Origin of the sequence: Nocardia sp. NPDC088792 (assembly GCF_044750615.1) — a bacterium.
In the GTDB taxonomy this organism is placed as follows: domain Bacteria; phylum Actinomycetota; class Actinomycetes; order Mycobacteriales; family Mycobacteriaceae; genus Nocardia.
Genome location: NZ_JBIVKC010000007.1, coordinates 1 through 18,868, shown reverse-complemented (window position 1 = coordinate 18,868; position 18,868 = coordinate 1). Strand labels below are relative to the sequence as shown.

Below are 18,868 nucleotides of genomic sequence, written 5' to 3'. Positions count from 1 at the left end.
CCACACCCACGGAACATCCTTGGACGGACGCAACCACGGCACGCCCCACGGCGCCCGGAGCAGACCGCCATCGAATCGGTTGAATCTCAGTCGGTCCCAACGAGTGTCGCGTCATGGAGGACACACCACCACCATCGCGGCGGCAGATGGCACGCCCGGTCTGCGAGTTGGCGTTACTGGTCGGTCAGGAGAACCGGGCCATCAGGTCTCTCCATTGGAGCCGAGCAAGGGGAGCCGGACCTCGAAACGAGCGCCGTCTTCCCGATTGCGGGCGGTGATATCGCCACTGTGCGCGGCCACCAGACCAGCGGCGATGGCGAGGCCCATACCGCTGCTGCTACCCAGCCCATCGGCGCCCGGCGAGCGCGCGGTACTGCCGCGATAGGCGACCTCGAAGATGCGGGGCAGGTCGGCCTCCGCGATACCGGGCCCGGTGTCGTCCACCCGGGTCCACGCGTGGCCGTCCGCCGCGCCCGCGGAGATATCGATGCGGCCGCCCGGCGGCGTGTGCGCGATCGCGTTCGCCACCAGATTCGTCAGCACCCGGCCCAGTGCCCGATCACTGCCCGCCACCACGATGCGGTCGTCGGGCTGTCGCGCGGACAGCTTGATGTGCGCCTTCTCCGCGGTCGGCTGATTGGCGGCCAGCACCTCGTCGATGAGTTCGCGCAGATCGACCGGTTCCATCTGCAGGCGCAGCGCACCGGCATTGATCTTCGACATCTCGAACAGGTCGTCCACCATGGCCGAGAGCCGATTCGTCTCGCGCACAATGCGATCCGCGTACCGCGCCACATCGACCGGGCCCGCCACCACTCCGTCCTGCAGGGCCTCACCCATGGCGCGGATACCGGCCAGCGGGGTGCGCAGATCATGGCTGACCCACGCGACCAGCTCCCGGCGCGACCGTTCGGCCGCCCTTTCCTGTTCGAGCATCTCCCGCTCCCACACCATGGCCCGCGCCTGTTCCCGGCCGAGCAGGACGGCCGCCGGCACCGTCACCGCGGCCACCACCGCGAGCACGACCGCGGTGCGCATGAAGTCGTGGGTGAACATGAGCCCGCTGACCGCTACCACTCCGGCGAGGGTGGCCAGCGTCGGAATCAGCACCAGCACAGCCATACTCGTGGTCATGGTGCGATTCCTGGTGTAGCGCAACAGGAGCGCGCCGATCACCACCACCGGCAGCGAACCCGCCAGCGCGTAACCGATGAGGGACGGGGTATCAGTGGGCACCGGTGACCTCCTCGGTGGAATCGGCCCGGCCCCAGGCATATCCGCGACCCCACACCGTCTCGATGCGATGCGCGGCGCCCAGTTTCGCGCGCAGGCGTTTGATGTGCACGGTGACCGTGGACAGATCCCCGAAGGACCAGCCCCACACCTCCGACAGCAGTTCGCTGCGGCTGTACACGCGTTGCTGATTGGCGAGCAGGAAAGCGAGCAGGTCGAATTCGCGTGCGGTGAGCTCCACCGGCTTACCGGCGGCGAGCACCGTCCGCGACCCGCGGCGCAGCTCCACCTGATCGCCCCGCAGCACCTCGTCCACGGCGGGCGCGGGGTGCGCGCGCCGCAGCACCGACGCCACCCGCAGCGCCAGTTCCCGCGGACTGAACGGCTTGGTCACGTAATCGTCGGCCCCGGCCTGCAATCCGATCACCCGGTCGTCCTCTTCGCCGAGGGCGGTGAGCAGGATGATCGGCATATCCGGATGCGGTCCGGACCGCACGGCCCGGGTCAGATCGATCCCGTCCGGCGGCGGCATCATCACATCCAGCACCGCCAGATCGATCTCATTGCGCGCCAGCACCGCCGCCGTCGACGGCCCGTCCGCCGTCTCGATCACCGTCAGCCCGTCGCGTTCGAGGTACCGCCGCACCACCTCCCGCACCACGGGATCGTCGTCCGCCACCAGAATCCGCATCACCATCACCAATTCGTCAGTATGAAGTGATTGACGAGCAGCGCCCCCACCGCCTGCACCGCCAGCCACACCCGAACATCCCGCCGCGGCAGCAAAGCCGCCCCCGCCAGCATCCACACATCGAACGGCAGCCAGATCCGCTCCGTCTCAGCCTTACTCAACCCACTGAGATCCGCCAGCAGCACGGCGATTGCCGCGGCCCCGGCCACCAGCGCAGCGGGAACCACCGCTGCTCGCCACTCCGCGAAGCCGGACAGCAGCCGAAACCTGAGACCCAGGGCGGCTTTCGGCTCCAGCACGGCTACCGCCACCTCGGTACTACCGTGTCCGACCGCCTGCGTGAGCGGGGGAAGATCGTCGGTGGAGTTCGGGTGCGTGGTCTGCCACAGGGTCGGGAGGCGCAGGCCGCGGGCTGTGCGGTGGACGGCGGCGAGCGGAGCCAGGCCGAGGGCACAGATCGTGGCGGCGAGGTTGCCCCACGCCCAGTAGGAGTAGGGGCGTTCGCTGGCGATGCCCTGGTAATAGCGTTGCACCACAAGGTGATAGCCGTCGAGCCACCAGAAGCCCGAGGCGGTGAAGGCGACGACCACGATCACCAGGCCGAGGGCCACCGGGAGGGCGGGGCGCAGGGAGCGGGCGATCAGTACCGCCAGCGCGGGGACCGCGATCAGGACCAGGCCGTAGTTGAGGTAGAGCGCGAAACCGAAGGTCAGGCCCGAGAGGACGGCGACGGCTGTCCAACCGCAGCGCTGCTGGGTCGCGAGGGCGAGCAGGGCGATCGCCCAGGCGCTCACGCCCGCGAAGAGTGCGTCGGCGGATACCGCTATCCAGATCACCGCGGGGGCCAAGGCCAGGAAAGGTGCTGCGGCACGGGCATTCTGCTCCGAGCCGAGGGCGCGCAGCGCGACCATGACCGCGGCCGCGGCGCTGGTGCCGACGACCGTGCACAGCAGCGCCGCCCACGCGCCGCCGCCGAGCCCGATTCGGTCCATCAGCACGAATACCAGTAGCGCGCCCGGCGGATGCCCCGACACGTGCGTGGTCCACGAATCCGGCTGGAAATCCAGGATGCGGCCGGAGAATCCGCGCAGCATGGCCCCGATATCGTGCACGCCGCCGACCTCGTGCAGGTACTCGTCGCGGGTGGTGAGCCGTCCGGCGAAACCGCGCTGCCAGCCGTCCACCATCGCCAGCGCGAAGGCCCACGCCAGCGCGGTCAGCCAGGTGGCGAGCAGCAGTCGCCGCCAGGGCAGGCGCGCCGCGGCGGTCGGGCCGTATGCCACGACGGCAATGGCGATCGCGATGGCCGGGCCGGTGCCCCACCCGATATGCGGCAGCCAATCGCCGAAGATCGGCGCGGCGCCCGCGTACAGGTGATCCCGCCATCGTTTGCCCATGAGTAGCGGTATCAGGAAGGCGGCGGCCACCAGCAGGGCAGCGCCTGCCGCGCACAACACATCGGCCCGGCGTGGCCGACCGGGCAATTCAAGGGTCACGGGAGCTTTCCGCACGCCCTCACCCTAGGCCGCCCGCACCCACGATCCCCTGGATATCGGGCATCCGTACAGGTCTCGTCATACTTTCGTCACGAGTGTCTTCGGGTCCGTTCGCGCCTCGCGGGCCTACGGTCGACTGCGTGACCCCAAGCAACGAGCAATCGGGTGTGACCGTCGTGATCCCCTGCCGCGATGAAGCCGGCGCCCTACCCGGCGTACTCGCGGCAATCCCCGACGGATATCGAGTCATCGTGGTGGACAATGGCTCCGCCGACGGCACCGCCGACGTGGCCCGCTCGGCCGGCGCCGCCGTGGTCGCCGAACCGATGCCCGGCTACGGCAGCGCGGTGCAAACCGGAATCCACGCCGCGAGCACCTCCATCGTGGCCGTTCTCGACGGCGACGGATCCATGGATCCCGGCGAATTGCCCGCCCTGGTCGCCGAACTCGGGCCCGGGGTGGACATGGTGGTGGGCCGTCGCCGCCCCGACCACGTCGCCGCCTGGCCCTGGCATGCGCGCCTGGGCAATCACCTGGTGGCCGCGCGCCTGCGCCGCCGCTACGGGCTGCCCGTGCACGATGTGGCCGCCATGCGGGTGGTGCGCCGCCAGCGCCTGCTCGCCCTCGGCCCCCTGCACCCGCGGTCCGGCTACCCCCTCGAACTGCTGATCGCCGCCGCCCGCTCCGGCTGGCGACTGGTCGAGCACGACATCACCTACCGCCCGAGAACCCATGGCGTATCCAAGGTTTCGGGCTCCCTGCGCGGCACCGTCCGCGCCGCACGCGACTTCTGGAGCGTCCGATGAACCTGCCCGTCACCCTCCTCGTCATCGCCAAGGCCCCCATCGCGGGCTTCGCCAAAACCCGCCTCACCCCACCCTTCACCCCCGGCGACGCCGCCCGCCTGGCCGCCGCGGCCCTCCTGGACACCCTGGACGCCATGCGCGACGCCGGCGCCCAGCGTTGCGCCGTCGCCTGGGTCGGCGACCTCGACCGGGCCGAGAACTCCAGCGAAATCGACTCGGCCCTACAGCATTTCGATGTCTTCCCGCAACGCGGCGACGATTTCGCACACCGCCTCGCCAATGCCCACGCCGACGCCGCCCGCTTCGGTCTACCGGTACTGCAAATCGGCATGGACACTCCGCAAGCCGGCCCCGCCCTGCTGGCAGCCTCCGCCGCCCAACTCCTGGACACCGGCGACGCCGTCCTCGGCCCCGCCGCCGACGGCGGCTGGTGGGCCCTCGGCCTCCCCGGCCCCGAACCGGCCCGCGTCCTCCGCGGCGTCCCCATGTCCACCCCGGACACCGGCCGCCTGACCCGGAAAGCCCTGCGCAGCACCGGCCTCCGCGTCCACACCCTGCCCACCCTCACCGACGTCGACACCTATGCCGACGTCCTCACCGTCGCCGCCCAATCCGACGGCCGCTTCACCGCCGCCGCCCGCCCCCACCTCTACACCCCCGCGGAAGTGTCGCTATGAATCGCCGACCCGCAGCCGACTCCGCCGCGACCGATGCCGCCGGCCTCGGATACGCGTCCGCGAATCATGCATCGGCCCAGGTGGATTCGGATCTTCGCCGCCGTGGTCTCAGCCGCGGAAGAGGCAATTCGGATGCCGCTGGACGACATTGGGTGCCTGCCGGGCTGCGGCCGCACGGGCGGGGGCCGGGCGGCGCGCCGGATTTATATGCGCGGGCGCTCGTCGGTGGTGACTGCTGGATCCGGGGCGGGGACGGATCGCGGCGGCCCATGCGTGTCGCACGGTGGCTCGGCGCGGACACACCCGAGGACGAGCATGTCGATCATGTGCTGACCTGCTGCTGTGATGGCCCTACCGTCGATCTCGGGTGCGGGCCCGGCCGTTTGACCACGCGCCTGCTGCGGCACGGTGTGGCCGCGCTCGGGGTGGATGTGTCGCCCATGGCGGTCGCCATGACCAGGTTCCGGGGTGCGCCTGCGCTGCATCGGGATCTGTTCGGGCGAATGCCGGGGACCGGGCGATGGGCCTATGCCATCCTCGCGGACGGGAATCTCGGGATCGGCGGGGATCCGGTGCGGCTGTTGCGGCGGACCCGGGAGCTGCTCGCGCCCGACGGGGTCGCGATCGTTGAATTCGCGCGCGCGGGAACGGGTGTCGTGGTGGATCGGATCCGGCTGGAATGCCCGACGCGGGTGGGGGAGTGGTTCCCGTGGGCGCGGGTGGGCGTCGAACGCGCCGAATCCGTGGCCGCCGCGGCGGGTCTGCGCGTGCTCACCACGGCGACCGTCTCGGACCGCCCCATCGTCTGGCTGGCGCGCTCATGAGCAGGATCGGAACGCTCATGAAACAGCGGGAACCGGAACAGGATTCGCTGCTGCCCGCAGTGCTGACCCGACGGATCAGTCCGGCGCGCTCGACCACCGTCGCCGCCTGGTCGGGCATGGCGCTCGGGGTCGGCGTGCTGATCCTGTTCGTGACAGGGATGATCAGTCACCTGATCCAGCATCCGCCCGGATGGTTCTGGTGGCCCGCGCATCCGGTGTGGCTGTACCGGGTCACGCAGGGCGTGCACGTGACCGTCGGCGTCATGATGATTCCGCTACTGCTGGTGAAGTTCTGGTCGGTGTACCCGCGGTTCTTCCTGAAGGAGCCGATCCGCCCGCGTGAAGCGCTGCCGCGGGTACTGGAACGACTCTCGGTGGCGGTGCTGATCGGGGCGATCCTGTTCCAGATCGTCACGGGCCTGTTCAATACCGCGCAGTTCTACCCCTGGAAGTTCTTCTTCACCACAACGCATCACGCCATGGCGTATGTCGCGGTCGGTGCGGTCATCGTGCATGTCGCCGTGAAGATTCCGGTGGTCCGCAACGTACTGTCACGTGCCCCGAAAGCCGCCGAAGCAGCAGCGGATCCGATCCCGGACGCCTCCACCGATGTGGCGGGGCCACGGAATGCGTTGCCGCCCGGCAATACCCGTCCGCCGGGCCTCTCGCGGCGCGCAATGCTCGCGGCGGCCGGCGCGGGCACGGTGGTCGCCGGACTCGCGGTCGCCGGCCAATCGGTGCCGTTCCTGCGCTGGGTCTCGGTACTCGCGCCACGCAGCGGCCATGGGCCGCAAGGAGTTCCGATCAACCGGACCGCCGCCGCGGCAGCCGTCACCGAGACCGCGCGCTCACCGCAATACGTCCTGACGGTCCGAGTCGGCGGACGGGAACGCGGCTTCTCCCGCGCCGAACTCGAAGCCCTGCCGCAATCGGACAGCGCACTGCCCATCGCCTGTGTCGAGGGCTGGAGCGCCCAAGGCCACTGGTCCGGCGTCCGCCTGCGTGATCTGCTGGCATCGGTCGGCGAATACCGTGGCGGCGACGTGCGTTTCGTCTCGCTGGAAACCACCGGCATCTACGGCTCCTCGGTGCTCCCGCACTCCTTCGCCACGGACGCCTCCACCCTGATCGCCCTGCGCCTCAACGGCGCGGACCTGACCCTCGACCACGGCTACCCCTGCCGCCTCATCGCCCCCAACCGGCCCGGCGTCCTGCAGACCAAATGGCTGAAATCCATCGAGGAGCTGTCATGACGGCGTTCCGGATCCTGCTCGGCGTACTCGGCCTCGGCCTGGCTGCGTATGGCATCAATCTGCTGCTGCAGATGAACACGACCGACCTGAAATCCATTGCGACCTGGTTCATCGGCGGCATCCTCGCCGAGAACCTGATCTACGGCCCCGCCGCCGCCCTGATCGGCCTGCTGGGTCATCATCTGCTCCCCGCCCGCTGGTGGAAAGCCGCCGCCATCGGCGCGATCTGCACCCTCACCCTGCTGCTCCTCGCGGTCCCGGTGCTGGGCCGCGCCGACGCCGTCCCCGGCAACCACACCATCCTCGACCGCAATTACCCAGCCGGCCTGGCACTTTCACTTCTCACCGTCTGGGCGGCCGTCATCGTCTACCTGTTCGCGACGCGCCCCCACCCGGTCGCCTCTCACCGGGCACCCGCACCCGCCGAACCCACTCCCCGGGATACGCCGGCCGCGGGACCGGTTACGGCTGCGCCGGAGGAGGATTCGGCCGCCATCGCTCCACCCGGGGCGGCCCCTGCCCCGCCGCAACCCGCCGAACCGTCCGGGCCGCAGCGCGAATGACCGGTTGCGGCCCTACGCTCGGGGCGTGACCAGTGATATTCCCGGCGTGAACGAGGATCGAGCCGAAGGCGGCCAGGTTCGCGCGTCCACTCTGGAACTGTTCTTCGACTTGGTGTTCGTCTTCACCATCACGCAGTTGACCCACGCGTTCATCCACCATCCCGGCTGGCAGGAGTTCGGCCAGGTGGCGTTGATGTTCGCCATCATCTGGTGGATGTACAGCGGGTACGTGTACCTCACCAACGAGGTCGCGCCCAACAGCAGCTCGCGGCGCACCTTCCTGCTGATCGGCATGTTCGGCTTCTTCGTCATCTCGATCGCCATCCCGCACGCCTTCACCGGCAGCGGGCTCGCCTTCGGTCTCGGCTACGTGCTGGTCACCGCCGTGCACGCGGCAATGTTCGTGACCGCGGGCGGGAAGTCGGCGGTGTCCGCCATGCTGCGCATCGGACCGCTCAACGGTCTGTGCGCGGTCCTGGTACTGGGCGGCGGCATCGCCGACGGCTGGGTGCGCGGACTGCTGTGGGGGCTGGCCATCGTGGTGCAGATCCTGTCGCCGTATCTGAGCAATCCGGACGGATTCGTCATCCGCACCAGCCACTTCTGTGAACGCCACGGACTGGTCGTCATCATCGCGATCGGCGAATCCGTCGTCGCCATCGGCGCGGGACTGGCGGACATGAACCTGACCATCGGACTGGTCGCGACGGTCGCGGTCGGCCTCACCCTCGGATATGTGCTGTGGTGGGCCTACTTCGGATTCGACGACGAGCGCGGCGAACACGCCCTGGCGGCCTTGTCCGCGCGAGCCCGGCTCCGGGGCGCGGTCAACGCATACGGTTATTCGCTCTACATCCTGCTCATGGGCATCATCATGACCGCCGCGGGCATCTCCATGACCATCGCGCACGGCAATCAGCCCGCCGGTAAGGCCGCGGCCCTGGCCCTTTCGGGCGGGGTGGCGCTGTTCTTCCTGGGCCAGTCCGCATTCCGGCTCGCCCTCGGCCTGCCGCGCGCCTGGAACCGGTTGCTCGCCGCGGTATGCGTGCTGCCGACGACCCTGATCGGAACCGCCTGGGTCGCCTGGGGACAACTGATCGTGCTGGTCGTGGTGGCCTACGCCTTCGTCATCGCCGACGACCTCATCGGCATCAGCTCCGGCGAGCGCAGCACGTACATCCCGCGCGTCACCCCACTCGGCCGCCGGGTGCTGGGCACCCACGCCCCCGGCGACCAGTAGGCCCGGACGAACTCAATTCCGCTCGGGCAGCGCGCATCCGTCCGGTCCGCAGGTGTCGGCGTCCGCCACGATCTGCAACTCCGGCGCCTGATCGCTCCATGCCTGCTGCAGCGCCTGCGCGAACACCTCCGCCGGCTGCGCACCCGACACCCCGTACTTGCGATCCAGCACGAAGAACGGCACGCCACGGGCGCCGAGCCGGGCGGCCTCGGCCTCGTCGGCGCGCACCGCGTCGGCGTAGGCCTCCGGATCGTCCAGCACCGCACGGACATCCGTCTCGTCGAAGCCCGCACCGACCGCTACCCGCACGAGCCGCTCGGTATCGCCGAACAGCGGCGCGTCCTCGGCGAAGTTGGCCGCGTACAGCGCATCCAGCAGTGCTTCCTGCCGCCCCTGCGCCAAGGCGTAGTGCAGCAGCCGGTGCATATCGAAGCTGCTGCCGAAATCGCGGCCCTCGATCCGATAGGTGAGGCCCATCGCCTCGGCCTGCGCGCCGATCCCGCGCTCATTGGCGGCGGCCTGCGCCTCGCTGATGCCGTACTTCTCCGCGATATGCGGCACCACGGCATCGCTGTGGTCCAGCGGCAGCGTCGGATCCAGTTCGAAGGACCGATGCACCACCTGCACGCCGTCGCGGTGCGGGAACGCCGCGAGGGCCTCCTCGAACCGGCGCTTGCCCAAATAGCAGAACGGGCAGTTGATGTCTGTCCAAATTTCGACCTGTACGGCCATCACACCTCACACTCCACGACGCTGTTTCCGCAGGCCGGAGACCCGGCCACCCCAGTCCCAACCGCGGGAAGCGATCGAATGTTCCGCAGTGATCCAGGTCATAGCCGTGGAGTTGTCACGTTTGCGGGGGCTGCCCTGTCCCATACGCGACCGACAAGGAACCCACACCCACGGAGACCGTCATGAACGCCAACGCCACCCACCGGATCGTCATCCTCGGCGCCGGCTACACGGGAATGCTCACCGCCGTCCGACTGGCCCGCCGAACCCGCAAGCAGAATGCTCAGATCACCCTGGTGAACCCGTCGAACCGCTTCACCGAACGGCTGCGCATGCACCAGGTCGCCGCCGGACAGGAACTGGCCCACTTCGACATCCCCGGGACGATGGCCGGTGCGGGCATCGAATTCCATTGCGCCGCAGCCACTGCCATCGATCCGGAGAACCGCACCGTCACCCTCGGTGACGGCGACATCCTGGCCTACGACACTCTGGTCTACGCCCTCGGCAGCGCCACCGACACCGGCCGTGTCCCCGGCGCCGACGACCACGCCTGGACTCTCAACGATCCCCGTGCGGCACACCGGTTCTCGCAGCGCCTCACCGAGATCGCGACGGCCGGTGGCGCCGTGACCGTCGTCGGCGGCGGACTCACCGGCATCGAAGCCGCCACCGAGATCGCCGATTCGCACCCCGGCCTGAACGTCACCCTGATCAGCGCGCAGGAACCCGGCTGGATGATGGGCGACAAGGCCCGCGCGCACCTGAACAAGGCGTTCGATCGCCTCGGCATCACCCGCAAGGTCGGCGTGAAGGTCGCCAAGGTGCTGCCTGACGCCGTGTGGCTGGAAACCGGCGAACTCGTGCCCGCCGACCTGACCCTGTGGACCACGGGTGTGAAGGTGCCGCAACTGGCCGCCGAGTCGGGCATCGAGGTCGACGCCCGCGGCATGATCGTCACCGATCCCGCCCTGCGCTCGGTCTCGCACCCCGAGATCCTCGCCGTCGGCGATGCGGCCGTCATCCGGCAGCCCTGGGGTGAACTGCACGGCACCTGCCAGAGCGGGATGGCCTCGGCCGGATACGCCGCCGACACCCTGGCCCGGCAGTTGCGCGGAAAGACCTTCGGGCCCTTCCGCTTCGGCTACATCCATCAACCGGTCAGCCTGGGCCGCAAGGATGCCGTCATCCAGTTCACCAATGCCGACGACACCCCGCGCCGCTGGTACCTGAAGGGTCGCGCGGCCGTCTTCTACAAGGAGAGCGTCAGCGCCAGCCCCTGGCCGAGTTTCAAGATGCACCGCCACATGGCGCCGCCGGTCAAGTTCTCGAACGGTGGCCGCGCAACCCGGGCGGCCGCATGATGCGAACACGGCGCGCCGGGTTCCGGCGCGCCGCTCGCGCGCACCCGCAACACTCTGTAGGTATGAGCTCCATGCAGGACCGCAGGACCGAATCGCCGATCGACCCCTTCGCCGAGCACCGCAGGCTGCTCTTCGCCACCGCGTATCAGATGCTCGGCACGGTCACCGACGCCGAGGACATCCTGCAGGACGCCTGGATCAAATGGCATGAGGTGGACCATGATTCGGTCCAGCACCCCAAGGCCTACCTGGTGCGCACCGTCACCAACCTCGCGCTCAACCGGCTCACCTCCGCGCGCGCCACCCGCGAAACCTATGTGGGCCCGTGGCTGCCCGAACCCTTGCTGACCGCGGCCGATGCCGCCGGGGAAACCGAAATGGCGGACACCGTGTCGACCGCAATGCTGGTGGTTCTCGAAACCTTGAACCCGACCGAACGCGCGGTCTTCGTGCTGCGTGAGGTCTTCGGCTACTCGCACGCCGAGATCGCCGGATTCCTGGACAAACCCGAGACCACCATCCGCCAGATCTCACACCGCGCCCGCAACCACGTGCAATCCCGCCGCCCCCGCTTCGACACCGACACCGCCGCCCGCACCGAGATCACCGCGAAGTTCATGGCCGCCGCCCAGGGCGGAGACCTCAACGCCCTCATGGAAATCCTCGCCCCCGACGTCACCCTCTGGAACGACGGCGGCGGCAAGGTCACCGCGGCCCGCCGCCCCCTCTACGGCCCCGACCACGTCGCCCGCTGGCTGCTCGGCGTCATGACCAAACCGATCTCCGCCGGCATCCGCCTCGAATCCGCCACGGTCAACGGCGAACTCAGCCTCCTCGCCGTCCTCGGCGACTACCGCGTCGGCGCCCTCACCTACGACATCCGCGCCGGCCACATCGAAAACATTCGCTTCCAGGTAAACCCGGACAAGGTCACCGCCCTGCAGTCCCCGCCGCCCACCCCGCCGTCCCCGGGGGAGTGACGTCCCGAGCCACCCGACCGATGGCCCGTGACAACTCGCCGCAGCGGCGCGGGCAAGCACCGGTGGCGGTGTCAGCTTCCCGGTTCGATCCGGGCGAATCGAGATCGCGCCACCGCTTCAGCCGCCACCACACCGGCGCCTGTTCCGCCCACGGTGGCGTCGCTCAATGGCTCTAGGGTCGCCCGACACCTCCGGCGGGGCGGCGCTCCGGAACAATGGGGCCTCGTGAGTGCCGAAGACCTGGCTGTGGAACCCCTGGCCGCCGCCCGCCGATTGCTGGGTGCGACGTTGTGGTCCGGGGTGGTCGCCATGCGGATTGTCGAGGTCGAGGCGTATGGGGGAGACCCGGCCGGGCCCTGGCATGACCCGGCAGCGCATTCCGGTCGTGGGCGGACACCGCGTAATGCAGTGATGTACGGGCCGCCCGGGGTGCTGTACGTGTACTTCAGTTACGGGATGCACACCTGCGTGAATGTGACGACCGGGCCGGACGGGATCGCCAGCGCCGTGCTGATCCGGGCCGGGGAGATCGTCGAAGGCGTCGAGCTCGCGCGCACCCGGCGCCCGGCCGCGCGGACCGACGCGGATCTCGCCCGGGGGCCGGGCAATGTGGGCAGTGCGCTCGGAATCGCCTTGGACGACTATGGAATTCGGCTGTTCGACCCGAAATCGGAGATTCGACTGGAACTCGGGCCGCCGCTCGCGGAATCGGCGATCTCGGCCGGGCCGCGCGTCGGCGTCAGCCTCGCCGCGGACCGCCCGTGGCGCTTGTGGCTCACGGAATCGCCTGCGGTATCGGCGTATCGCCGCAGTCCGCGCGCCCCGCGCCTGGAACGCCCGGCGTAAGACCCCTGCGCGTCACGGGGAAGGGGCTACCGTGGGTAGGAAGCGGATTGCCTGTCATGGGGGTTGCCATGTTCGAACGCTTCACCGACACTGCTCGCCGGGTCGTCGTCCTGGCCCAGGAGGAAGCCCGCCTGCTCGGGCACAACTGGATCGGGACCGAACACCTCCTGCTCGGCCTGGTGCACGGCGACGATGCGGTGGGAGCGAAAGGACTGGCCGGCCAGGTCGACCTGGACGACGCCCGCGAAAGGGTCCGGCAGGCGGTGGGCGAGGTCCCGGAAGAAGCTCCCGGCGGACATATTCCGTTCACCCCGCGCGCCAAACACGTGCTCGAGTTGTCCCTGCGCGAGGCATTGCAGTTGGGGCACAACTACATCGGCACCGAACACATCCTGCTGGCCCTCATGTCCGAACACGACGGAATCGGCTCGCAGATCCTGGTCGCCATCGGCGTCGACGAAGCGGACACGAGAGCCCGGACCCTGGCCCTCGTCCTCCCCGCCGGCGCCTACGCACCCCCGGCGCCCGCACCCGAACCCCCACTGCGCCGCCGCCTCGCAGTCCTCGAACAGCGCGTCTCGCGAATCGAACGCCGCCTCGCCGACATACCGGGCACCGACCCGGCCGACACCGTCCGCGAACTCACCGGCCTGGAAGAGCGCATCGCCGATATCGAACGCCGCATCGCCGTCGCGGCACGGGATTCGGGCGAAACCGGCGCGCCGGGCTCGCCCGCCACCTCCGGCGACGATCCCGGCGCGGCGACCGCATCGGGTACGGGAGAAACCCCCGCCTGAGCCAGCTCCATCGGCAATGCGCGCTCCCGGCAGCGCATCACACCCGGACCGGCTCCATGGTGCGCTCCCGGCCCGGCATCACACCCGGACCGGCGCCGCCCGCCACAGCCGGTTGCCCGACGCGACCACGGCGGCAGCCGCTGCGCCGGAAGTGGATTCGTGCCGGCCGAACGCCCAGGCCACGCCCTGGCCCGTGCGGTACTCCAGGTAGGCGACGGCCGCCGCATCCCCGTGATCGGCAGTCCGATGGGTATCGACGGCCTGGTGGGTGACGCTCAATACCTCGACGGCGTATCCGCGTTCGGCCAGCGCCCGCACCACATCCTCGACCGGAGCGTCGTCACGAATACCCAAGTCCCGCACCGTGATCGGCCCCGAGATCGGCGCGTAAACCTCCGTGAAAAGCGCCCACAGCATCGCCGCCGTCACCTCGCTCCCGGTTCGGTCGGTATGCCGCTGCACATGCCGCGCGAAGTCGATCTGCAGCCGCCGCGGCAACTCCAGCCCGTACTCCTCCTGTAGCAGATAGGCGATTCCGCCCTTGCCGGACTGCGAATTCACGCGAATCACCGCATCGTAGGAGCGCCCGACATCGGCCGGATCGATCGGCAGATACGGTACCTCCCAGGTGATTTCGCGCTCCGGAACGCCCAATTGCGCGGCTCGGGTCCGATGCGCGGCGAACCCCTTCTTGATCGCATCCTGATGCGTCCCCGAAAACGCCGTGTACACCAGGTCGCCCGCATATGGATGCCGTTCGGGCACCGGCAGCCGCGTGCAATACTCCACGGTCCGGCGGATCTCGTCGATATCGGAGAAGTCGACCATCGGATCCACGCCCTGCGCATGCAGATTCAAGGCCAGCGTCGCCAGATCCACGTTCCCGGTGCGCTCACCATTGCCGAACACGCACCCCTCCACCCGCTGCGCGCCGGCCAATACCGCCAGCTCCGCGCACGCGACCCCGGTGCCGCGGTCATTGTGCGGATGCACCGACAGCACCACGCTGTCGCGGCGCGCCAGGTTCCGGTGCATGTATTCGATCTGATCCGCGTACACATTCGGGGTCGCGACCTCGACGGTGGCGGGCAGGTTCAGCGTGACCGGCCGCTCCGGCGTGGCATCCCACAGCGTGGTCATGCGGTCGCACACGTCCAGCACGAAATCGGGCTCGGTCAGCATGAACACCTCGGGCGAGAACTGGAACCGCACATTCGGCATCTCGCCCGCCAGTTCCAGGATGTCGCGGCCACCGGCGGTGATCAGGTCGGCGACCTGTTCGGCCGAGGAGCCCAGCACCAGCTCCCGCCAGATCGGTGCGGTGGCCGTATACATGTGAACGACCACGTTATTGGGGATGTCCCGGATGGCTTCGATCGTCCGCTCGATCAGGTCCCGCCGCGCCGGCGTGAACACCACGATCGTGACATCCTGCGGCGCCAGCCGTTCCGTACCGATCAGCCGCACGAAATCGAAGTCGGTCTGCGAGGCGCTGGGATACCCGACCTCGATTTCCTTGTAGCCCATGGCCACCAGCATGTCGAAGAACCGCCGTTTACGGCCCGGGTCCATGGGCTCGGCCAGGGCTTGATTACCGTCGCGCAGATCCACCGGCACCCACAGGGGTGCGGTGGTGATCCGGTTCGCGGGCCACTGCCGTTCGGTCAACGGCACCGAAACACGCTGGTACACATCGCGATACCGATGCGACGGCATGTGTGAGGGCTGCTGGGGATTCCAGTCGAAGGGGGAAACAGAGGAAGACATCGGCTGCTGTGCTCTTTCGCTTCGGAAGTGTCGACCGGCGCAGCACAGCTACCCGCGAGCGGGGAGCCGGTCGATCAGGCCCCGCTGCGGCAGCGAAGGAGAAGCAGCACACCCTGTCCCATGTGGCCTAGACTAGAGGGAAACAACTCCTCAGACAAGTAGAGAGGTCGAAGAAACATGGCGCAGGTCCAGAGGCACCCGCTCGCCGCCCAGGCGGCCGAGGTGCTGCTCACCCGCATCCGCTCCGGGGAGTGGGAACTGGGCCACAAACTGCCCGGCGAAACCACGCTCGCCGCCCAGCTCGGTGTGGGCCGCTCCACCCTGCGCGAGGCCATCCGCGAACTCGCCGGCCGCGGCGTCCTCGAAAGCAGGCAGGGCGCAGGCGTTTTCCTCACCGCCCTCGACGTCACCGAGGACTGGGACACCGTGCTGCGCCGCGCCGACATCCTCACCGTCATCGAGGCCCGCATCGCCATCGAAGCCGAGGGCGCCGCCCTGGCCGCCCGCCGCCGCACCCCCGCCGACCTGCGAAACATGCTGCGCGCCCTGACCGCACGCGCCGAAGCAGGCGATTCGGTGGAAGCGCTGGTCGACGCCGACACCGCCTTCCATCGCACGGTGGTCGCGGCCGCCCACAACGACATCCTCATCGAGATGTTCAATGCCTTCGTCCCGCGCTCGCGGCACGCCATGATCGACATGCTCCGCATCCGCCCGGCTCTCGACAAGCACGCCGACCACGATGCGCACGAAGTCCTCTACGACGCCGTCCGCGCCCGCAACCCCGAGGCCGCCGCCACCGCCAGCCGCGTCCATCTGACCTCACTGAAAGCGGCGTTCGACAGCTGATCGAAAAACTTTCCGGGCAAGCGATGAGTTCTCGCGGCGGCCCCCGTCTGAATGGTTGAGCGCGTTCGACAACGAACACGAGACAACGAATCAGCAAGCCCTGGAAGGACTTTCGACATGACCGCCATTGCCGCCGCCCCGCAGACCCTCGCCGCCGCGCACCCCTCCAAGATCCGCAACCGCGTCCTGTGGACCGTGCAGATCGTGCTGGGTCTCTTCTTCATCATCGCCTCGGGCGGCCCCAAGCTCTTCGGTCAGGCCGACGCCCTGCGCACCTTCCAGACCATCGGCTGGGGCGAATGGTTCCGCTACTTCACCGGCCTGGTCGAGATCTCCGGCGGCATCGGCCTGCTGGTGCCCCGCCTGAACGCCCCCGCCGCCGCGGGCATGTCCATCACCATGATCTGCGCCGCCGCCACCCAGGCCTTCGTCCTCGGCTCCCCGGCCCTGGCCCTCTTCCCGCTGATCCTGGTCGGCGTCTTCGCCTGGATCGCCTACGAGCGCCGCGCCTCCTTCGCCACCTTCACCGACCTGGTGCACCGCTGAAAATCGCTCGACCTCCAGTCCGCTGCCGATGACAATCGGCGGCGGACAAAGTCGTGTCCGCTGGGTGTTCCGAACGCGCTCATGTTCGACCCTTCGCGACGACTTCGTCCGCCCGAGCCGCTGTCCCGGCCCGGGCAACCTGGGGTTTCAAGGGGTCACCCCTCCGAGCCGCGAGAGTCTCTTGGCCTGGGCAACCTGGGATTTCAGGGGTTCACCCCGGAGAGCCCCGGGAGTCGGCACCAATTCTCGTGCGGAAAGATAGAAGGCGTGAGCAGCGACATCATCGACGAACTGACCTGGCGCGGGTTGATCGCGCAGTCCACCGACCTCGACGCCCTGCGGGCCGAGATCGCGAAGGGCCCGATCACCCTCTATGCCGGGTTCGACCCGACAGCCGCGTCGCTGCATGCCGGTCACCTGGTCCCGCTGCTGGCGCTGAAGCGCTTCCAGCGTGCCGGCCACCGCCCGGTCGTGCTGGCCGGTGGCGCAACCGGACTCATCGGCGACCCCCGCGACGTCGGCGAACGCACCATGAACTCGACCGACACCGTGGCCGAATGGGCCGGCCGCATCCGCTCCCAGCTGGAGCGTTTCGTCGACCTCGACGACGCCCCGAACGCGGCGATCATCGCCAACAATATGGATTGGACCGGCCCGCTCAGCACGATCGACTTCCTGCGGGACATCGGCAAGCACTTCTCGATCAATGTCATGCTGGCCCGCGACACGGTCAAGCGGCGGCTCGAGGCCGACGGCATGTCCTACACCGAGTTCTCCTACATGCTGTTGCAGTCCAACGACTACCTGCAGCTGCGCCGCAAGCACGACTGCCGTCTGCAGGTCGGCGGGTCGGATCAGTGGGGCAACATCATCTCCGGCGTGGAGCTCAACCGCCGCATCGACGGCGAGCATGTGCACGCCTTGACCGTTCCACTGGTGACCTCGGCCGACGGCAAGAAGTTCGGTAAGTCCACCGGCGGCGGCAGCCTCTGGCTGGACCCGGAGATGACCAGCCCGTACGCCTGGTACCAGTACTTCGTGAACACCGCCGACGCGGATGTGGTCCGCTACCTGCGCTGGTTCACCTTCCTCTCCCGGGAGGAACTGGACGAGCTCGAGCAGGCCACGACCGAACGCCCGCACGCGCGTGAGGCGCAGCGCCGCCTGGCCGCGGAGATGACGACGCTCGTGCACGGCGAAGCGAACACCGCCGCGGTACAGCTGGCCAGTCAGGCGCTTTTCGGCCGCGGTGAACTCCGCGATCTCGACGAATCCACCCTGGCCGCGGCGCTGGCCGAGTCCGCGGTGGACGGCAAGGTCGCCGTGGCCGACCCGAACGCGACCATCGTCGACCTGCTGGTTTCGTCCGGTCTGTCGGAGAGCCGCGGCGCCGCACGGCGTGCTGTCAATGAGGGTGGCGCGGCCGTGAACAACGAGCGCGTCTCCGATCTGGAGTGGACGCCGTCCGACGCGGACTACCTGCACGGACACTGGCTGGTCCTGCGTCGCGGCAAGAAGAACTTCGCCGGCGTCCGCCGGGCCGGCGATCGATAGCAGAGCCGGGCCGGCGATCGATAGCGGAACAAGATCGGCATGACCTGGGCCACAACCCGGTGGTCCAGGTCGCCGATAGTCCCGATCCGCATCGTCGTGACCAGCGCAGACGCGCCCGTGACCAGCGGATTTGACGCAGCGTTTCCCGCCACGTAACTTATTCCAGGTCAGAGCGACACGGACACCGACCGGGACCGAAACCCCCAGCTCAGAGGCTGGATTTCGGACCAGGGAAACGAGGTTGGACGAGGAGCGCCTGGCACGAACACTCCAGACCGAAACTGGTCCTTGACTCTGTCGAGACTTACGGTTAGGCTGGAAAAGTTGCCTCGTTGGACATCCGATCAAATTCTTCGGTGGATCTGACGTGTGCGTGTGTTCTTTGAGAACTCAATAGTGTGTCGATGAATGTCAGTGCCAAATGTTTTAATTTGGTTCCGATTCCTCACCCCCCGTGTGAGGGTCGGACATTTAGTCAGCAAATCTTTTTGCTGGCGTTTGATTTTGCCAAGGTTTTCGGACTCTGGTTAATTCTTCCGATTGCACCTTCGGGTGTGGTTGAGAGTCTTCAACGGAGAGTTTGATCCTGGCTCAGGACGAACGCTGGCGGCGTGCTTAACACATGCAAGTCGAGCGGTAAGGCCCTTCGG

General features: G+C 68.6%; 17 protein-coding genes, 1 rRNA gene and 1 pseudogene. 14 read left to right on the top strand and 5 right to left on the bottom strand.

What is annotated here, in order from left to right; translation table 11 throughout:
* Positions 1 to 201 precede the first annotated feature (201 nt).
* The 3 genes from ACIP5Y_RS39955 to ACIP5Y_RS39945 are packed head-to-tail and all read right to left on the bottom strand — an operon-like array spanning position 202 to position 3,420.
* Positions 202 to 1,236 (bottom strand): sensor histidine kinase, encoded by a 1,035-nt coding sequence (locus ACIP5Y_RS39955; RefSeq protein WP_400358121.1) that lies wholly within the window; start codon positions 1,234 to 1,236, stop codon positions 202 to 204.
* A complete protein-coding gene (locus ACIP5Y_RS39950) occupies positions 1,226 to 1,930 on the bottom strand; it encodes a response regulator transcription factor (RefSeq protein ID WP_400358954.1) in 705 nt (234 codons plus the stop codon). The genes ACIP5Y_RS39955 and ACIP5Y_RS39950 overlap by 11 nt, the downstream gene beginning before the upstream one ends.
* Positions 1,930 to 3,420: a hypothetical protein gene (locus ACIP5Y_RS39945; protein ID WP_400358120.1), complete on the bottom strand. Its 1,491-nt coding sequence runs from the start codon at positions 3,418 to 3,420 to the stop codon at positions 1,930 to 1,932. The genes ACIP5Y_RS39950 and ACIP5Y_RS39945 overlap by 1 nt, the downstream gene beginning before the upstream one ends.
* 140 nt (positions 3,421 to 3,560) lie before the next feature.
* Between ACIP5Y_RS39945 and ACIP5Y_RS39940 the strand changes: the two genes are divergently transcribed.
* From ACIP5Y_RS39940 to ACIP5Y_RS39915, 6 genes are all read left to right on the top strand, one after another.
* Positions 3,561 to 4,226, top strand: a complete 666-nt coding sequence (locus ACIP5Y_RS39940; RefSeq protein ID WP_400358118.1) for a glycosyltransferase family 2 protein — start codon at positions 3,561 to 3,563, stop codon at positions 4,224 to 4,226.
* On the top strand, positions 4,223 to 4,903 hold the full coding sequence (locus ACIP5Y_RS39935) for a DUF2064 domain-containing protein (protein WP_400358116.1): 681 nt from the start codon (positions 4,223 to 4,225) through the stop codon (positions 4,901 to 4,903). The genes ACIP5Y_RS39940 and ACIP5Y_RS39935 overlap by 4 nt, the downstream gene beginning before the upstream one ends.
* A 269-nt stretch (positions 4,904 to 5,172) precedes the next feature.
* On the top strand, positions 5,173 to 5,727 hold the full coding sequence (locus ACIP5Y_RS39930; protein ID WP_400358114.1) for a methyltransferase domain-containing protein: 555 nt from the start codon (positions 5,173 to 5,175) through the stop codon (positions 5,725 to 5,727).
* Positions 5,724 to 6,980, top strand: a complete 1,257-nt coding sequence (locus ACIP5Y_RS39925) for a molybdopterin-dependent oxidoreductase (RefSeq protein WP_400358113.1) — start codon at positions 5,724 to 5,726, stop codon at positions 6,978 to 6,980. Before ACIP5Y_RS39930 ends, ACIP5Y_RS39925 begins: the two co-directional genes overlap by 4 nt.
* On the top strand, positions 6,977 to 7,543 hold the full coding sequence (locus ACIP5Y_RS39920; RefSeq protein WP_400358111.1) for a hypothetical protein: 567 nt from the start codon (positions 6,977 to 6,979) through the stop codon (positions 7,541 to 7,543). Before ACIP5Y_RS39925 ends, ACIP5Y_RS39920 begins: the two co-directional genes overlap by 4 nt.
* A 25-nt stretch (positions 7,544 to 7,568) precedes the next feature.
* Positions 7,569 to 8,783: a low temperature requirement protein A gene (locus ACIP5Y_RS39915; RefSeq protein WP_400358109.1), complete on the top strand. Its 1,215-nt coding sequence runs from the start codon at positions 7,569 to 7,571 to the stop codon at positions 8,781 to 8,783.
* 12 nt (positions 8,784 to 8,795) lie between these two features.
* Here the strand turns inward: ACIP5Y_RS39915 and ACIP5Y_RS39910 are convergent, their stop codons facing one another.
* Positions 8,796 to 9,515: a DsbA family oxidoreductase gene (locus ACIP5Y_RS39910; protein ID WP_400358107.1), complete on the bottom strand. Its 720-nt coding sequence runs from the start codon at positions 9,513 to 9,515 to the stop codon at positions 8,796 to 8,798.
* A gap of 182 nt (positions 9,516 to 9,697) precedes the next feature.
* On the opposite strand from ACIP5Y_RS39910, the gene ACIP5Y_RS39905 reads away from it, so the two are divergent.
* The 4 genes and pseudogenes from ACIP5Y_RS39905 to ACIP5Y_RS39890 form a co-directional block, all read left to right on the top strand.
* On the top strand, positions 9,698 to 10,879 hold the full coding sequence (locus ACIP5Y_RS39905) for an NAD(P)/FAD-dependent oxidoreductase (RefSeq protein ID WP_400358106.1): 1,182 nt from the start codon (positions 9,698 to 9,700) through the stop codon (positions 10,877 to 10,879).
* Between the two features lie 62 nt (positions 10,880 to 10,941).
* A complete protein-coding gene (locus ACIP5Y_RS39900) occupies positions 10,942 to 11,859 on the top strand; it encodes an RNA polymerase sigma-70 factor (RefSeq protein WP_400358104.1) in 918 nt (305 codons plus the stop codon).
* Positions 11,860 to 12,084: 225 nt separating this feature from the next.
* Positions 12,085 to 12,705: a DNA-3-methyladenine glycosylase gene (locus tag ACIP5Y_RS39895; RefSeq protein ID WP_400358102.1), complete on the top strand. Its 621-nt coding sequence runs from the start codon at positions 12,085 to 12,087 to the stop codon at positions 12,703 to 12,705.
* 68 nt (positions 12,706 to 12,773) lie between these two features.
* Positions 12,774 to 13,199 (top strand): annotated as a pseudogene (locus ACIP5Y_RS39890) (Clp protease N-terminal domain-containing protein); the annotation flags it as partial.
* A 381-nt stretch (positions 13,200 to 13,580) separates the two neighbouring features.
* On the opposite strand, the gene ACIP5Y_RS39885 reads toward ACIP5Y_RS39890, so the two are convergent.
* Complete coding sequence (locus ACIP5Y_RS39885) at positions 13,581 to 15,218, bottom strand: 2-isopropylmalate synthase (protein WP_400358952.1); 1,638 nt, start codon at positions 15,216 to 15,218, stop codon at positions 13,581 to 13,583.
* 228 nt (positions 15,219 to 15,446) lie between these two features.
* Here ACIP5Y_RS39885 and ACIP5Y_RS39880 point away from each other — a divergent pair, with 228 nt between their 5' ends.
* From ACIP5Y_RS39880 to ACIP5Y_RS39865, 4 genes are all read left to right on the top strand, one after another.
* Entirely contained in the window at positions 15,447 to 16,118 is a 672-nt protein-coding gene (locus tag ACIP5Y_RS39880) for a FadR/GntR family transcriptional regulator (RefSeq protein WP_400358100.1), read from the top strand.
* Positions 16,119 to 16,235: 117 nt separating this feature from the next.
* Positions 16,236 to 16,664: a DoxX family protein gene (locus ACIP5Y_RS39875; RefSeq protein WP_400358098.1), complete on the top strand. Its 429-nt coding sequence runs from the start codon at positions 16,236 to 16,238 to the stop codon at positions 16,662 to 16,664.
* 267 nt (positions 16,665 to 16,931) lie between these two features.
* Positions 16,932 to 18,218, top strand: coding sequence for a tyrosine--tRNA ligase (gene tyrS, locus ACIP5Y_RS39870; RefSeq protein WP_400358096.1), 1,287 nt, complete (start codon positions 16,932 to 16,934; stop codon positions 18,216 to 18,218).
* A 568-nt stretch (positions 18,219 to 18,786) separates the two neighbouring features.
* A 16S ribosomal RNA gene (locus ACIP5Y_RS39865) occupies positions 18,787 to 18,868 on the top strand; the annotation flags it as partial.

What these genes read in the sequence shown, in the direction of transcription:
- ACIP5Y_RS39950 (WP_400358954.1), bottom strand. Translation starts at nt 1,930, where the DNA reads ATGGTGATGCGGATTCTGGTGGCGGACGACGATCCCGTGGTGCGGGAG.
- ACIP5Y_RS39935 (WP_400358116.1), top strand. Translation starts at nt 4,223, where the DNA reads ATGAACCTGCCCGTCACCCTCCTCGTCATCGCCAAGGCCCCCATCGCG.
- ACIP5Y_RS39930 (WP_400358114.1), top strand. Translation starts at nt 5,173, where the DNA reads ATGCGTGTCGCACGGTGGCTCGGCGCGGACACACCCGAGGACGAGCAT.
- ACIP5Y_RS39925 (WP_400358113.1), top strand. Translation starts at nt 5,724, where the DNA reads ATGAGCAGGATCGGAACGCTCATGAAACAGCGGGAACCGGAACAGGAT.
- ACIP5Y_RS39920 (WP_400358111.1), top strand. Translation starts at nt 6,977, where the DNA reads ATGACGGCGTTCCGGATCCTGCTCGGCGTACTCGGCCTCGGCCTGGCT.
- ACIP5Y_RS39910 (WP_400358107.1), bottom strand. Translation starts at nt 9,515, where the DNA reads ATGGCCGTACAGGTCGAAATTTGGACAGACATCAACTGCCCGTTCTGC.
- ACIP5Y_RS39905 (WP_400358106.1), top strand. Translation starts at nt 9,698, where the DNA reads ATGAACGCCAACGCCACCCACCGGATCGTCATCCTCGGCGCCGGCTAC.
- ACIP5Y_RS39900 (WP_400358104.1), top strand. Translation starts at nt 10,942, where the DNA reads ATGAGCTCCATGCAGGACCGCAGGACCGAATCGCCGATCGACCCCTTC.
- ACIP5Y_RS39885 (WP_400358952.1), bottom strand. Translation starts at nt 15,218, where the DNA reads ATGCCGTCGCATCGGTATCGCGATGTGTACCAGCGTGTTTCGGTGCCG.
- ACIP5Y_RS39880 (WP_400358100.1), top strand. Translation starts at nt 15,447, where the DNA reads ATGGCGCAGGTCCAGAGGCACCCGCTCGCCGCCCAGGCGGCCGAGGTG.
- ACIP5Y_RS39875 (WP_400358098.1), top strand. Translation starts at nt 16,236, where the DNA reads ATGACCGCCATTGCCGCCGCCCCGCAGACCCTCGCCGCCGCGCACCCC.